Origin of the sequence: Marinobacterium maritimum, assembly GCF_039523155.1 — a bacterium.
Taxonomy (GTDB): domain Bacteria; phylum Pseudomonadota; class Gammaproteobacteria; order Pseudomonadales; family Balneatricaceae; genus Marinobacterium; species Marinobacterium maritimum.
The window spans coordinates 85408-100329 of sequence record NZ_BAAAET010000008.1 but is presented as its reverse complement, the minus strand read 5'-3'; the positions used below and the strand labels follow the sequence as shown (position 1 = coordinate 100329).

At 59.0% G+C, this 14922-nt stretch carries 17 protein-coding genes and 1 pseudogene; 1 reads left to right on the top strand and 17 read right to left on the bottom strand.

The window, feature by feature from the left end; translation table 11 throughout:
* The 11 genes and pseudogenes from ABD013_RS18170 to ABD013_RS18120 all read right to left on the bottom strand — a co-directional run.
* Positions 1–181, bottom strand: a pseudogene (locus tag ABD013_RS18170) (acetaldehyde dehydrogenase (acetylating)); the annotation flags it as partial.
* Positions 182–196: 15 nt separating this feature from the next.
* The gene (locus ABD013_RS18165; RefSeq protein ID WP_343809087.1) at positions 197–2035 is read right to left on the bottom strand and encodes a feruloyl-CoA synthase; all 1839 of its coding nucleotides are present in this window, start codon (positions 2033–2035) and stop codon (positions 197–199) included.
* 37 nt (positions 2036–2072) lie between these two features.
* Positions 2073–2855: a 2-keto-4-pentenoate hydratase gene (locus ABD013_RS18160; RefSeq protein WP_343809086.1), complete on the bottom strand. Its 783-nt coding sequence runs from the start codon at positions 2853–2855 to the stop codon at positions 2073–2075.
* The gene (locus ABD013_RS18155; RefSeq protein ID WP_343809085.1) at positions 2856–3794 is read right to left on the bottom strand and encodes an NAD(P)H-dependent flavin oxidoreductase; all 939 of its coding nucleotides are present in this window, start codon (positions 3792–3794) and stop codon (positions 2856–2858) included.
* Between the two features lie 36 nt (positions 3795–3830).
* Positions 3831–4613, bottom strand: coding sequence for a 3-(cis-5,6-dihydroxycyclohexa-1,3-dien-1-yl)propanoate dehydrogenase (gene hcaB / locus ABD013_RS18150; RefSeq protein WP_343809084.1), 783 nt, complete (start codon positions 4611–4613; stop codon positions 3831–3833).
* Positions 4614–4621: 8 nt separating this feature from the next.
* Entirely contained in the window at positions 4622–5161 is a 540-nt protein-coding gene (locus ABD013_RS18145) for a 3-phenylpropionate/cinnamic acid dioxygenase subunit beta (RefSeq protein WP_343809083.1), read from the bottom strand.
* Positions 5161–6507, bottom strand: a complete 1347-nt coding sequence (locus tag ABD013_RS18140) for an aromatic ring-hydroxylating oxygenase subunit alpha (RefSeq protein WP_343809082.1) — start codon at positions 6505–6507, stop codon at positions 5161–5163. The genes ABD013_RS18145 and ABD013_RS18140 overlap by 1 nt, the downstream gene beginning before the upstream one ends.
* A 19-nt stretch (positions 6508–6526) precedes the next feature.
* On the bottom strand, positions 6527–6865 hold the full coding sequence (locus tag ABD013_RS18135) for a non-heme iron oxygenase ferredoxin subunit (protein ID WP_343809081.1): 339 nt from the start codon (positions 6863–6865) through the stop codon (positions 6527–6529).
* Positions 6866–6871: 6 nt separating this feature from the next.
* Complete coding sequence (locus tag ABD013_RS18130) at positions 6872–7714, bottom strand: DODA-type extradiol aromatic ring-opening family dioxygenase (protein WP_343809079.1); 843 nt, start codon at positions 7712–7714, stop codon at positions 6872–6874.
* 5 nt (positions 7715–7719) lie between these two features.
* A complete protein-coding gene (locus ABD013_RS18125) occupies positions 7720–8004 on the bottom strand; it encodes a hypothetical protein (protein WP_343809078.1) in 285 nt (94 codons plus the stop codon).
* A complete protein-coding gene (locus ABD013_RS18120) occupies positions 8001–8828 on the bottom strand; it encodes an alpha/beta fold hydrolase (RefSeq protein ID WP_343809077.1) in 828 nt (275 codons plus the stop codon). Before ABD013_RS18120 ends, ABD013_RS18125 begins: the two co-directional genes overlap by 4 nt.
* Positions 8829–9079: 251 nt before the next feature.
* Here ABD013_RS18120 and ABD013_RS18115 point away from each other — a divergent pair, with 251 nt between their 5' ends.
* Complete coding sequence (locus tag ABD013_RS18115; RefSeq protein WP_343809076.1) at positions 9080–9817, top strand: dienelactone hydrolase family protein; 738 nt, start codon at positions 9080–9082, stop codon at positions 9815–9817.
* 118 nt (positions 9818–9935) lie between these two features.
* Here ABD013_RS18115 and ABD013_RS18110 read toward each other — a convergent pair whose 3' ends face one another.
* Genes ABD013_RS18110 through ABD013_RS18085 form a run of 6 tightly spaced genes read right to left on the bottom strand, consistent with a single transcriptional unit; the run spans position 9936 to position 14921 of the window.
* A complete protein-coding gene (locus tag ABD013_RS18110; protein ID WP_343809075.1) occupies positions 9936–10793 on the bottom strand; it encodes a D-amino acid aminotransferase in 858 nt (285 codons plus the stop codon).
* A 55-nt stretch (positions 10794–10848) separates the two neighbouring features.
* A complete protein-coding gene (locus ABD013_RS18105) occupies positions 10849–11721 on the bottom strand; it encodes a DUF4392 domain-containing protein (RefSeq protein WP_343809074.1) in 873 nt (290 codons plus the stop codon).
* 23 nt (positions 11722–11744) lie between these two features.
* Entirely contained in the window at positions 11745–12698 is a 954-nt protein-coding gene (locus tag ABD013_RS18100; protein ID WP_343809073.1) for a 5-oxoprolinase subunit C family protein, read from the bottom strand.
* On the bottom strand, positions 12688–13374 hold the full coding sequence (gene pxpB, locus ABD013_RS18095) for a 5-oxoprolinase subunit PxpB (RefSeq protein WP_343809072.1): 687 nt from the start codon (positions 13372–13374) through the stop codon (positions 12688–12690). Before pxpB ends, ABD013_RS18100 begins: the two co-directional genes overlap by 11 nt.
* Complete coding sequence (locus ABD013_RS18090) at positions 13371–14105, bottom strand: 5-oxoprolinase subunit PxpA (RefSeq protein WP_343809071.1); 735 nt, start codon at positions 14103–14105, stop codon at positions 13371–13373. The genes pxpB and ABD013_RS18090 overlap by 4 nt, the downstream gene beginning before the upstream one ends.
* Positions 14106–14135: 30 nt before the next feature.
* Positions 14136–14921: a putative hydro-lyase gene (locus tag ABD013_RS18085; protein ID WP_343809070.1), complete on the bottom strand. Its 786-nt coding sequence runs from the start codon at positions 14919–14921 to the stop codon at positions 14136–14138.
* Position 14922: the final 1 nt, after the last annotated feature.

Here is a 14922-nt window from a genome sequence, read left to right as displayed (position 1 = left end):
CGTCCACACCGGTGGCGCAGGTCTTGATGCCCATCGCTTCAGCACGCTTGAGGCCTTCGGAGGTCGGGTCGATACCGACCATCCAGACCGGCTCGATCCACTCGGAGCGTTGCATCTTCATCAGCAGATCCGTGCCGATGTTACCCGGGCCGATAATGGCCGCTTTCAGTTTCTTGCTCATTGATTTCACATCCAATCAGATAATGCTCAGAACCAGCTCATCCGGTTTTTGCGCGTACAGGCGCTCAACATCCGCCTGCCGTGTCTCCAGCATCTTTCTCTGGTTCAGGTTGCCCTTGTCGGTGACTTCGCCCTTTTCGATCTCGGCGGGAGTGTCCAATACCAACAGGCGACAGACTTTCTGCGCCGATCCCTTGGAGACTTGCGCCATCAGCGTCATGGCTGTATTCAGCTCGTCACGCACATGCGGCTCCTGCATCAGCTCGGAACCGGTCATTCTGCCGTCCCGGTCTTCGGCCAGCTTGCGCATGCGCGGTCCCGGAATGACCAGCAGTCCAAGGTAATCCCGGTCATGACCGGTCAACACAACATCGGTGACAAGGTCGCCAAAAAACTTGTGCACATTGGCTCTAATACTGGCCACGCAGACCCAGGTACCGGTACTCAGTTTGAAGTCTTCCGATACGCGCCCGTCGAACAGAATGCCTGCAGACGCATCATCAGGGTCCTGCAACTTGCCGGCATCACCGATGCAATAGAAACCCTCCTCATCGAAGGCTTCAGCCGTTATATCCGGGTCATTGAGGTACTCGCTGAATACGATCGGCCCCTTGATGCGCATCTCCAGCTTGGAGGCATTGGGTACGAACTTGATCTCGACGCCGGGGAAAGGCACCCCGATATTGCCTGGCTGATCCAGACGCCAATGCACATTGGTAATCGCCGGCGCCGTCTCGGTTGCCCCCCATTCGGTGGTAAAGAAGACATCATTGCCGGTCGCTTCGCACAATTGGCGCAACTCATTCCAGACCGGACGCGACAAGGCGGCACCGGCGTAAAACAGCATATTCAGGTTGCCGAAGAAGGTGTTGCACAGTTCTTCGTCATCCCGCATGTGCTCCAGCAGTACCTCGTATCCCTTGGGCACATTGAAGAACAGGTTCGGTTTCACATGACGCAGGTTGCGAATGGTTTCACCAATCAGCCCCGGCAGCGGCTTGCCGCTGTCGATGTACAGGGAGCCGCCGTTACGCAGTACCAGGTTGAAGTTGTGATTGGTACCAAAGGTATGACTCCAGGGCAGCCAGTCCAGTACGCGCGGTGCCTGGCTCTCTACAAACGGCCAGTACTGAGCGATCATCTGCTGGTTGGAGCACATCATGCGCTGGGTATTCACCACCACCTTGGGGGTGCCGGTAGAGCCCGAGGTCAGCATGTACTTGGCATGGGTATCAGGCCCGATGGCCGCAAAGCGACGCTCAACCTCTTCGGATACCTCAAGCTCCAGCATTTTCTTGAGACTGTGGATAACGCTGCCGTCCTCAATATTGCGCGAGGCAATAAACACATCATTGATGCCTGTGCAGGCATCGAATGAGTCCCGGAACAACTCGGCATCATCAGCAAACACCGCACAGGGGTTCAGCTTCTTGATAATGGCCTGCAAGCGGTCATGCGAACGGGACATCAGCGAATAGGCGACGGAGACAGGCGTCACCGGCAGGCCGATATACATCGCGGCCATCTTGATCAGAGCATGGTCGACCGAGTTGCCGGACAGGATCACCAGCGGCCGCTGCTCTTCATTGAGCAGCCCCAGGTCGATCAAGCCTTGAGCGACGGCCCGGGTCCGAGTACGAAACTCGGCATAGCTCACCTCATCCCAGGTACTGCCGTGACGTTCGGCGATAAAGACCTGCCCCGGACGTTCCTCTGCCCATTTTTCCAGCCAGTCGCCGACACAACGATCATAGGTTTCCAGTTCTGTTTCAGATTTGACGATGAAAGCACCGTCAGCACGTGTTTCGACGGCCACGCGCGTGCTCGGCAGCTGTGAGAAAACATCAGCACCCATAATAAAAACCTTTTTATCTCTTATTGTTATCCGCTGGTTAGCCGGCATTCAGCACCAATTCGCCCAATTGGTCAAAACGGAACTTCACCTGCATGCCCGGTTTGAGACTCACCATGGGCGCCATGGCACCCGACAGCACCAGATGCCCCTTCCGGATCGGCGTACCCAGCTCGACCAGTTTTCGGGCCAGCCAGTATGTCGCGTTCAGAGGGTTGCCCAGGCAGGCGGCACCGGTGCCGCTGAGGGTGTCCATGCCTTCCGCCTCGATGGCGACACTCAGCCGGGTAAAGTCCACACCGGCAGGTTCAAAGCGTCGGCTGCCCACCAGATACAGGGCCGAGGAAGCATTGTCGGCAACCGTGTCGACGATATTGATCTTCCAGTCACGCACCACGGAATCGACAATTTCCACAACCGGCATGAAGCAATCGATTTCCGCCAGCATCTCGGTAAAGGTCAGACCCTTGCGGTCCAGATCATTCTTGAACACGAACCCGATCTCACCCTCGGCCTTGGGCGCAATCATCTGCGCACAATCGATCAGCTCGCCCGAACGACGCTCCATATCGGCAAAGAGGACACCGTAGTCGGGCTGATCCACGCCCAGCTGTTGTTGCACGGCTTCGGAGGTCAGGCCGATCTTGTAGCCGGTGATGCGCCCGCCCTTATCCAATCGGTCACGGTTGACCAACTGCTGTATGGCATAGGCATCGTCCATGCCAAAGTGGGGGTAATCCGCTGAAATGGGATTGGTCGCACTAGCGTCTGTTCTGGCTTTAATTATGCGCTGTGCTACAGCATTGAACTCTTCCTGACTCATTTACAGATATCCCTCTGACAGGTGTTTCATTCTTTTCAGTGCCGTCACATACTCGGCATGCAGCTCATCTACAACCTGACGGGCAGGCGCTGCCTCGAGGGTTGCGCCGACCCCCTGTCCCGCGGACCAGACATCCTTCCACGCCTTGTTGGCGGTCGAGATATTGCCGGAGAAGTCGATCGGCTTGGCACCTGCAGCCTGATCCGGATTGATACCGGCCTTGTCCAGACTGGCTTTCATCCAGGTGGCATTTACACCACTGACCGCCGTGGTCTCAATGATGTCTTCAAGGCCCGATGCCACCAGCATGTCGCGATACTCATCACTGGCGAAGCTCTCCCGTGCAGCTATGAAGCGTGTCCCGGCCACCACGAAATCCGCGCCGGCAACCTGCATCGCCAGCACATCCTCGCCGCGTGACACACAACCGGCGACACCCAGCGGACCATCCCAGAACTCACGTACCTCATGGATAAAGGCCAGCGGGTTGTAGCGCCCGGTATGACCACCGGCACCGCTGCATACCAGGATCAGACCATCCACGCCGGCGGCGATGGATTTCTTCGCCATCGCAGGCGTAATCACATCGGCAAAGACCTGACCGCCATAGGCCTTGACCGTCTCGGTCACCCGAGCCGGAGAACCCAACGCTGTGGTCACTATGGCCGGCTGATAACGACGTACCAGCTCCAGCTCCGCCTCGAAGCGGTCATAGGAGGAGTGCACGATCATGTTGAGCAGCCAGGGCAAGTGCTCACCCTGCAGCTCACTGTGTATCTGCGCCAGCCACTCGTCGAGAGTCTCAACCGTGCGTGCATTCGCCGCGGGCAGCGCACCAATAACCCCGGCGCGAGCGCTGGCAATCACCAGCTCCGGCGACGACACCAGAAACATCGGTGCGACCAGCAGGGGCAGACGCGTACGTTCGAAGATATTCATTATTGTTATGCTCCAGTTGTATGGCGGGCCGGCTCCTTACCTGGCGACCCAGCCACCATCACTGTGGATAACGCATCCGGTCGTCATCGGTGACTGCTCACTGGACCCCAGTACCACGTAGAGCGCGGCATGATCCGCCGGAGATGCCATGCGCTTCAGCGGTACCGCATTGGCCGCGTTCTCATGGAAGCCCGGGATATGATTGAGCGGCTGAGCACGGCCGGAGATCCCTTCTACCGATTTCATCTCGGTATCGGTGGCGCCCGGCGATACGCCGTTGACCCGCACATCCGGCGCCATCTCGTAGGCCAGCTGCTTGATCATGCCCACCACTGCATGCTTGGAGGTAACATAGAGAATGCCGCCGCCACCGGGATAGAAGCCGGAGTTGGACACCGTCAGAATCACGCTGCCGCCACTCGCTTTCAGCGCTTCCTGTGCCGCACGTACACCGTTCAGGTAGCCCATCACGTTGACGTGGAACAGCCGGTCGAAGTTCTCGGCCAGGCTTTCCGGCGCAATCTTGCGCAGCGGCACGAAGTAATCGAACAGCGCCGCGTTGCCGACGAAGATATCGAGCTTGCCGAAGGCGGCGACCGTCTCGGCCACCGCGCGTTCGTTATCTTCGTACCGGGTCACATCACCCTGCACCGTAATCAGCCCCTCGGGGAAATCACGTGCCAGCGACTCCAGCTTGTCGGCGTTGATATCGAACACCGCCACTCGAGCCCCCTCGGCCAGATAGCGCTCGACCACAGCCCGACCGATGCCATCGGCACCGCCTGATACCAGGGCAACCTTGGAATCCAGTACTGTCATGCTGCACCTCAGAGGAAGGTGTTGATGTTTTTGCAGGTCAGGGTCGCGTTCGGAATCAGGATCAGACGCTTCTTGATCTTGAAGCTGTCGCCATCCTGTACGATCAGATCCTGACGGCGGCCGTAGATGACATACTCTTCATCCAGGCCACGGCTGCGCACACTCTGGAAGGTGGAATGCACGATGTACTCGCCATCGGTTTCGCCGTAATAGACTTCCACGTTGGTCAGCTGGTGCACATTGCGCGTCGCCGGGTTTTCGGCCCAGGCTGACGGCTGCTGGAAGCGCGCCACACGGCGGCCCAGGTCACGCAGGCTGTCATCGAAATACGCCATGTGATCAGCGGCATAGAAACCGTGCTCCAGTCGATTTTCGCGGCGACGGTTTTCAATGCCCGGCATCCAGTAGTGGATCTCCTCATGCATCAGCGCCAGCCAGTCATCGAAGCGCTCATCATCGAGCAGGCGGTATTCGTAGTTCAGGAAATGGCTGACCCGGTAGTGCTGCTCAGCCGAAACAGGACGCAGTTCATCGTAGAGAGCGGTCATTATTCAGCCTCCTTCTTGCCAAGGTTACGATCAGGGACTTCGCTCCAGCTTTTCGCGTTGAGCATGTCAAACCAGTACTGGTAGAACGCACGGGAGTTGGCTTCGTTGAGCTGGCCTTCATAGACATTCGCCGGCAGCGGCGTATCGGTCAGCAGGGTATCCATGCCCAGACCCACGAATAGATCCTGCTGAGAGGTGACACGGCCCTTGGCGGTCTTGGTGCAGTACTCCCAGTTTTCACCATCGTCCATCTCGAACACACCGGTCGGCGAGAAGGTCATCATCGCGCCCTTGCGCCATTTCTCCTTCACATCCTCAGGTGCGCTCTTGTTCACTACCACCCAGGTGAACAGCTCGATCTTGTTCGGCCCACGCGGCTGCCATACACGCACGGTGTTCTGGCCCGGCAGGAAGGAGAAGTTCGGGAAGATGGTGCAGGAAGACACCGAACCGATCATGTTGGAGCGGAAGTCGCCCAGACGCTCGGCCACGGACGGCTTGATGGTGTGCAGGTACTTGTTCAGCGCGCTTTCGCCCAGCACCGCCACGTTGCCCACGGTATCCAGCGCGAATTCGTAGCCATGGCCATTCCAGTTGACCGAGTAGGACTCTTCGAAGTCGCTGACCTTGGCCACGGCACCGCCCAGCATGGCGCGGGCAGCGGAATCATGCGTCCAGCCGGCATGCAGGATATCGCCGACAAAGTTCTCAGCCGCAATCTTCCAGTTGCACTCATAGGTGGAGCGGATGCAGCCGCCGACAAATTCGGTGCCGCCTTCCTGGTTGTCGAACAGGGCGTCCAGATACCAGGTCATCGGCCCCAGATATTCCTGCAGCGACGGGCTTTCCGGGTCGAAGGTGGCGAATACCAGCCCTTTCCAGGAATCGACCTTGGCCACCTCCTTCAGCCCCCACTTGGACTTGTCGAAGTCGCTGTCTTCGTAAACGCCGGATTCGTGCTGGCCGACCAGGTTGCCTTCGACGTTGAAGGACCAGCCATGATAGTTGCAGATGAAACCACGGGTACTGCCGGACTCGGCAAAGCAGACCTTGTTGCCACGGTGCGGGCAGGCGTTCAGGAACACCTTGATGCCACCACTCTTCTGGCGAATCACGATGACTTCATCTTCGCCCATAGTGGTGGTGATGTAGTCACCGGTTTTCGGAATCTGGGACTCGTGCGCCACGAACAGCCAGCAGCGTGCAAATACCTTTTCCAGTTCCTGTTCGTAGATCGCCTTGTCGTAGAAGATCTTGCCCGAGATACGCCCGTTTTCCAGATCGCACGCATCCTTCAGATTGGTCAGCGAGTCCGTTACATCTATTGTTTTAATCATGTTACCCATGGTCTGACACCTTTAAACTTTAGCCTTTCGCAATTAACGCCTGATCCACCGCTATCAGGGCAAAAATCTCGTCACCCTCGACTTCGACCGGATAGGTCCGCAGATCGATCTCGCAGGGAAAGCCCTGCGCCTTGCCGGTCGGAATATGAAACTGTCCCCAATGCACGGGACAGGTGATCAGGTCGTCTTCGATATCGCCCTCGGCCAGGGATGCCGTGGCATGGGTGCACAGATCCGCCGTGGCATAGTACTGGCCACCCAGGTTGTACACGGCGATATCACCGTGATCGCTGTTATCGATTTTCTTGACCTGGTTTTCGGCAAGATCCGACACCTTGCACAGAAATACCTTTTCCATCACTGCTCAGCCTTTCTTCAATTCAATAAAGCCCAGCCCGGTCACCCACTCCGGCACCGGCTGATACTCGATCAGTTCGCCACGCGACGCATTCATCGCGGCCATGGCGCAGATGAAGTTGCGCACTTCCATGGCACCGTTACCACCGTTTTCCAGCACCTGTTCGTCGGTGAAAGCCACCAGCCCGTCCAGATTGGCATTGCAGCAGAGGTCGATGATCTGACGATCGAACTCCTCGTTGACCTTGCCGGTTTCCTTGACGCCGACCCAGTGACTGATACCGCCACTGCCGATGACGAACACCTGCTCGTCGCCGTCGAAAGCTTCAACCGCGTCGCGGATCTGCTCGCCCAGCTGACGGGCACGTGCCTTGCTGATGAACGGATCAACGGCACTGGCCAGGTAGACCGGAATGGCGCTGATGCTGCGGCCGCTGATCTCTTCGGCGCGACGCACGATCAGCTTGTAGGGAATGGAGAAGGCGTGATCAGTCGTGAACGAGCGGGCCACCGCCCAGTCAAAGCCGGTGTCGCAGCCATGCTGCGCAATGTGCTGCGCCAACACCTCGTTGTTCTGAACCTGCTCCTTTTTCAGTCCCGGCAGCTGATCCAGCGGGCCTTCCACATGCCCGGTGGCGATGCAGTACTTGGGCAGACAGGTGGTGCCGAACAGCATGTAGTGGTCGTTGCCGACGATGATGACACTGGACGCAGCGCTGTCCGCCAGACGCTGGGCGCAGGCTTCATAGGCATCCCACACCTTCTTGGCCTTATCGGCATCGGGCGCATCCGGGGCCACGAACATGACCGGGTCGTGCGGTACCAGAAAACCGCCAGTAATCTCTGCCATAGTGCTTACCCCTTGATCGATGCGGAATGGGCCGACTCGGAGCCCAGCTTGCGGTTGTAGGAGGAGACGCGACGATCCGGCGACATCTCGATCCAGTAGCCCAGGGTCAGCATCGGGTTAACACCCACCTCCTGCATCGCCTTGACGTCGAACTCCAGAATCATGCGCACGCCTTCCTCATCGATCGGAAAACGGCTGAGGAACTTCTGCGAGTCCTCACGGAATTTTTCTTTCGAGAAACGATCCACGGAGAGGCTCCAGAGGATGCGCTCCAGCACGTCCCGACTCATGCCTGCCCCCCGCCGATAAAGCTGTTCAGGATGCTGAGGAACTTCTGCTTCTGCTCGGTCTGAACCCAGTGGCCACACTGACCAAACACGTACAGATCGCTGTTGGGAATGTTTTCAGACAGTACGCGGCCACACTGCACCGGCACCACGTTGTCTTCACGACCGTGCAGCACCAGCGTCGGCGCCTGAATATTCTTCACCGCCTTCTCCGGGAAACCCTTCACCAGGGTTTCGCCCTCGGTGTTCGGCTGCGGGATCAGCTTGCGCAACGCATCCTGGGCACCGGCACGGGCGCTGGCTTCATAGCGCGACTGCACCAGCTCATCGGTGATCAGTGACTTGTCATACGGGAACAGCTCCATCAGGGAGCGCATGTTGTCGACCGAGGGCTCATACAACCAGGCGCCCGCAAGACCCTTGGTCTGCACGAAAGTGCCCGCCGGGGTACCCAGCAGCACCAGCTTGTCGAGGCGTTCCGGGTTGAACAGCGCCAGGCCGATACCGACCGCGCCACCGAAGGAGTTGCCGACCAGAGAAGCCTTGTCGAGGCCGATCGCATCCATGAATTGAACCAGGTGATTGACCCAGAACTTGATGTCGTAGTGAGTATCGTCCTTGAACTCGGTAAACCCGAACCCGGCGATATCCGGCACGATGACGTGAAAGTTCTCCGCCAGCTGGTCGATGACACCGCCCCAGTTGGTCCAGCCGGATACGCCAGGACCCGAACCGTGCAGCAGCAGCAGAGGTGCACCGGCACCGCATTCAAAGTAAGCCGTTTCATGACCGGCCGCCTGAACAAACTTGCGATCTGACTCTTTCATCACACCTCCGAACATACAGTTGTGTATTCGGATACTAGTGACAACATACAGAACCGTCAACTACCTTGCAGAAAAAGCATGTCGACCCACCGCAGCAAAAACACCTGAAACGCATCAGAAACAAACATAAGTAATTGATTTTTATTAAACAAAAAACCAGATATGCTACTTTATGCTAACGAATCAACTACGGGTGACATCAGCGTTCGAATAGGACAGAATCAAACCACATAAAATACACAGGTGTATTCATGGAAAATTCGAAACAGATTGTTGAACAGAAGATCAAGGGTAGTCTACACAGGCATGAGTGCTACAACCTGAGTGGAGCTCGCCACCAGGTCATGATTTATCCAACCTGGGCCGGCATCACCGATTTCGAACGTGGCGTGGCAAAACGTCTTAACAGTGCTGGACTCAGTGCCAGGGTTGTCGACTTCTTTGGCAGCGCTTATGACCTGACAACGATCGAGTCACGCCGAGAGGCAATGAGCACGTACACGCAGGACTTCTCACAGATGACACAGCATCTTGGCGTGTTGAATGAGGGTATTCGTTGTGATGCCGGGGGAAATACAGCCGCTGTATCGGTAATGGGCTTCTGCCTGGGCGGCATGTGCGCGCTCCTGTCAGGGCTGACCCAACAAGGCTTCGCAAGTGCCATCAGCTTTCATGGCCTGCTGTCGTTTCCTAAAGCGACACCACCGGCCGATCCTGCGACTCGATTCCTGATACTGAATGGCAATGCGGACCCGATGGTGCCTGGCACGGATATTCGCGAAACCCAGGCGTTTTTCGAAAGCCACCAGCTTGATCTGACATTCATCAATTTCAGCCGGACGCGGCATTCATTCAGCATTCCCGGGGCCGACAATCCCGAAGCCGGTGTGCAATACAACCCCAGGGCTGCAGAGCGCAGCTGGCGCTACGCGACAGACATGCTTGCACAAGCGATTGATTCACAAGCAACAGTTGACGCAGGTAACTGACTCCCCCATATCCCGAGATTTGACCAGCCCCAACAGGAGCCCGAATGGAGAAGTGGGGGCGAGAAATGGAGTGCCGGGACAGGACTGCCCCGGCGACGTGTACTGGCAATAGTAAGACTCAGTAGTTGTACTTCTGAGCCGTGTATAAAGTCTGGGCCTTTTCCCAGACCAGACCTGCCTGACCACTGCCCACCGGCTGGCCGTCGATTTCGGTCACCGGTACGATCTCCTTGCTGGAGCTGGTCAGCCAGACTTCGTCCGCATTGCGCACTTCATCCATGGTGACCACACGCTCTTCGACCGGGATGCTGCCATCCTTGCGCAGGATGTCGAGCAGCATCAGGCGGGTGATACCCGGCAGGATCTGGTGATCCAGCGGCGGCGTGATCACGACACCATCCTTGACGATGTAGGCGTTGCAGGCACTGCCTTCGGTCATCTCGTTGTTGGCGTTGTACAGAATGATCTCGTTGTGGCCCGCGGCATGCCCCTGCTGGAAGTGCATCACGTTACCGAGCAGCGCGGTGGACTTGATGTTGCAGCGCTGCCAGCGCAGATCCTGGGTAGATGAAACCTTGTACGGCTTCACCTTTTCGCGATCCGCCACCGGTGCCGACGGAATCTCGAACGCGAAGGCAAACACGGTCGGTTCAACATTTTCCGGGTAGGCATGAAAACGACGGCTGTCGGTGCCACGGCTGACATGCAGGTAGATCCCCAGGTTGCCGGCGCCATTCTTCTCGATCAGTGTTTCACAAACTTCGCGCCAATCAGATTCCGCATAACCAAACCTGATGCCGATCAGTTCCATTCCCTGATCCATACGTTCGATGTGCGGGCCAAAGCCGACCAGCTTGCCATCGTAGGACGGAATCACCTCGTAGATGCCGTCACCAAACAGAAAACCACGGTCCATCGGCGAGATGCGGGCTTGTTCCATCGGCATGTATTCGCCGTTGAGGTATACGATACTCATGTACAGTCTCCAGTAAGCTCAATATCGCTTGCCTGAAGCAGCCTGGCGGGCAGCTTCAGGCAAATTCAGTCAGCTGTCGCAGCGCCAGCAGCATGGCCTGTCCGTCTGCAGCAGGCAGGCTGTCTTCGGTCAATTCATTCAGGCGGGTTACGCCATCGACACTGCCGCGTGCGGACAGGTAGGCCAGCACCGCCATGTTGTCGAATTCGGCCAGCAGGTCGCGCCCGTTCAGCCAGCCCAGCAGGGCCACCAGCGCATGACCGCCCCAGTTGGACACATCCGCCACCACCAGCTCGTTGCAACGGGTAACGGCGGCCTTGATATCCAGGCTTTTCAGTGCCGGGCGCACGTTGCCCATGCCGATCTCGTTGCCGCCGTCACCAATGGCGATGGTCGGACAGCCGGCTCGATGCATGATTTCGTCGAAGCTGGCGGTGTGCTGGCCGATCGATTCGCCGCGCATGTTGTAGTAGTCGGCATCGTCGGACTGCCCCGGGCGTTCGATGGAGATCACCAGCGAGGGGTTGTACTCAGCCAGGATGTCATCAGCCTGCTGCAGGCGAACCGCCGGGTCGCGCTCGTTCAGCGGCAACCGTTGCACCCGGTAGTCAGCCTCCAGCACGCCTGCCAGCGGATCGCCACAGACCAGCACCGGCTCAGCGCCGCAGGCCTCGAGAGCCTGATAGAGGGAGATGGCACCGACGGGACCGTCAGTTTCGAAGGTACCCGCCACCGGGAAGCCGGTGCCGATCAGTACGCAGCCCCGCGCCTGCTGCAGCATCAGCGCCGCACGCAGGCAGTAGCCCGACAGCATGCTGTTGCGCACATGGGCCATGCCACGCAGGTTGCGCTCGACCAGCAGGGCTTCGATACGGTGACTGAGTGCGACCGCGTCCTGGATCCCGATCCGGGTCAGTGGTTGATTCATGATTGTCAAAACTCCGTCTGCACTCAGCAGGGCATCAGTTCGATGCGTTCGCGACGCGCCCGTCCCAGCCAGAGCAGGTTGTGGGCATCGTCAATGGTAATGGGTTCAAAATGCACCCGGGCGCCCTGCGTCAGTTGCGCCAGCCGGGCCAGATCTGGTGTAAAGACCGAACCCAGCTTGGGGTAACCGCCGATGGTCTGGCGGTCGTTGAGCAGGATGATCGGCTGGCCATCGGCCGGCACCTGAATCGCCCCCTGGCAGATCCCTTCGGACAGGATACCGTCGATATCGGCCCTGATCGCCGGCCCTTCGAGGCGGTAGCCCATGCGGTCGCTGCGCTCGGTAGTGCGGTACTCACTGCTGAAAAACAGCGCCTGCTGCACCGGGTCGAAATGATCCTTCTGGTAGCCGGGAATCACCCGTAGCTGCACATCGGATGCATAGGCCGGACGACAGGCTTCGGGCAGCAGCAGCCCCGAGCGGTCGCGGTCAACGGTGCAGGGCAGCCGGTCGCCCGGCTGCAACTTGCCGCCGTCGAAACCACCGATACCCTCACGCATCACGGTAGAGGCACTGTCGAACTGGAGAGCGATGTCGAAACCGCCACTGACCGCCAGATAGGCCCGGCAACCGGCGTCGGCATAACCCAGCTCAATCAGGTCACCCTCGGCTACGGCATGACTGCGCCAACGCTCGCACTCGTTGCCGTTGATGCTCAGCTTCATCTCGGCACCGGTCACGGCGATACGGGTCGCCACTTCGGCTTCCAGCACCAGGCCGCCAAAGCTGACCTCCAGCGCAGCCGCGCCGGCATCGTTGCCGCAGAGGCGGTTGGCCCAGAAAAACGCCTCTGCATCCAGCGGGCCGCCGGTGGTCAAACCAAGATGGTGCTGACCGAAACGGCCGGCATCCTGAATAAGGGTCATCAGGCCGGGCTGGCGCACGCGCAGGGCGCCGCTGTTGTGTTCAGTCGTCATCGAGACTGCCTCCCAGCGCGATGAACTCATCCCGCGAGATCGATTTGAAACGGACACGATCGCCGACACGGACCGGCATGGAGGGCTCGCGGTCAGGATCGAACATCCGCTCGGGGCAACGCCCGATCAGGTTCCAGCCGCCGGGCGACACCGCCGGATAGATCGCGGTCTGGCGATCGGCGATGCCGACTGCGCCTCGTGGCACCCGCTGTCGCGGCGTGGCCAGCCGAGGGCAGGCAATACGTGCATCAACATCACCGAGATAGGCAAAACCGGGGGCGAAACCGATGGCATAGACGCGGTACTCTCCCGCCTGATGCAACTCGACCACCTCTTCAGGTGTCAGCCCCACCCGCTCGGCCAGCGATTCCAGGTCAGCACCCGCCTCGCAGCCGTAATAGACCGGCAGAGTCACCAGGCGGCCCGACTCATCAGACCTGCAGTCACTGTTGTTAAGTACCTTGGCGATCATCTTTTTCACTTCCAGATGATCGGTACGGAAGGCGTCATAGATCACCAACAGCGACGCATAGGACGGCACCAGATCGACCAGTCGAAATCCCAGCACGGCTCGCAACCGCTCGGCTGCATGCGCCACGGCTGCCGCCACTCCGGGCTGACCATGCTCTCCGAAATAGATGATCAGGGCGCTTTCACCGGCAACTTCCACTCTCATCCCTGCAGCACCTCCCGGATCTCACGGATGGCGCGGATGCCCTCCTCGTTGTCACCGTGGACGCAGAGGGTATCCACTTCCAGTTCAAGCCGGTGACCACTGATCGTGGTGATGGTGCCGGTGCTGTGCAGCTGTTCGACCTGCTGCAGCATCGATTCACGGTTCAGCACGGCACCGGCACGAGCACGCGACAGCAAACGGCCGTCATCGTCGTAGCAACGATCGGCGAAGGCCTCGAACATCAGCTCCACGCCCCACGCTTTCGCCTCTTCGCGGTGCTGTTCAAATGACGGCGTGGCCTGCAGCATCAACGCGACCTGCGCCGGGTATTCAGCCAGGGATTGCATCACCGCTCGACGTACCTCGGCGTTGACCATCATGTCGTTGTACAGCGCGCCGTGCGGCTTGACGTAGCTGACCGCCATACCCTGCACCCGCGCCATGCCGTCCAGTGCCGCGACCTGGTAGTGCATCAGCGCCACAATCTCGTCCGACTGGCAGTTCAGTGAACGGCGACCAAAGCCAACCAGATCCGGATACGCCGGATGCGCCCCAACCGTTACCTGATGGTCGCGTGCCAGCGCCAGGGTACTGCGCATCACCTGGGGGTCGCCGGCATGAAAACCGCAGGCAACATTGGCCTGATCGATGTGAGGCATGACAGCGGAATCGAGCCCCATGCGCCAGGCACCGAAACTCTCTCCCAGGTCACAATTGAGCTTGATCGTCATCTGAACTCCTGAATTTGACGCTCAGCGCCTTTAGAACACGGACAGCTTGCTGTTGGGCAGATCGGTCACCAGCATGTGACCCGGGCTGTGGGTAATGCAGAACGGTGGACGGGCCTGCTCCAGTACCACCTGAGGCGTCACGCCACAGGCCCAGAACACCGGCACTTCGCCTTCGCGGATGCTGACCGCATCACCGAAGTCCGGCTGATTGATATCACCAATACCGATGGCCTCCGGGTCACCGAAATGGACCGGGGCACCATGTACCGACGGGAAGCGGCTGCAGATCTGAATGGCGCGAATGGCATCGGCCGGTTTCATCGGCCGCATGGACACCACCATGTCGCCACTGAAGCGGCCGGCCGGCTTGCAAGCCAGATTGGTGCGGTACATAGGCACGTTGACCCCCTCGCTGATGTTGCGCACTTCCAGTCCGTCCGCCAGCAACGCTTCCTCGAAGGAGAAGGAGCAGCCCAGCGCAAAGGTCACCAGATCGTCGCGCCAGTAATCGCGAATATCCTCGACTTCGCGCACCAGCTGTCCCTGTTCGAACACCCGGTAGCGCGGCACGTCGGTGCGAATATCCATGTCGGCGGCCAGCGTTTCGATCGCCACATCGCCTGGGCTGGCGGCAACACCAACCAGCGGGCAGGGCTTGGGGTTCAGCTGACAGAACAGCAGAAATTCGGCGGCCCATTCCGCCGGCAGAATTGCCAGATTGGCCTGCACGAAGCCACCGGCCAGACCGGAGGTGTTGCTGTTGTATTCGCCGTTGCGAATGGCGAGACGAATCTCACGCGGTGTCATCGACTGCATC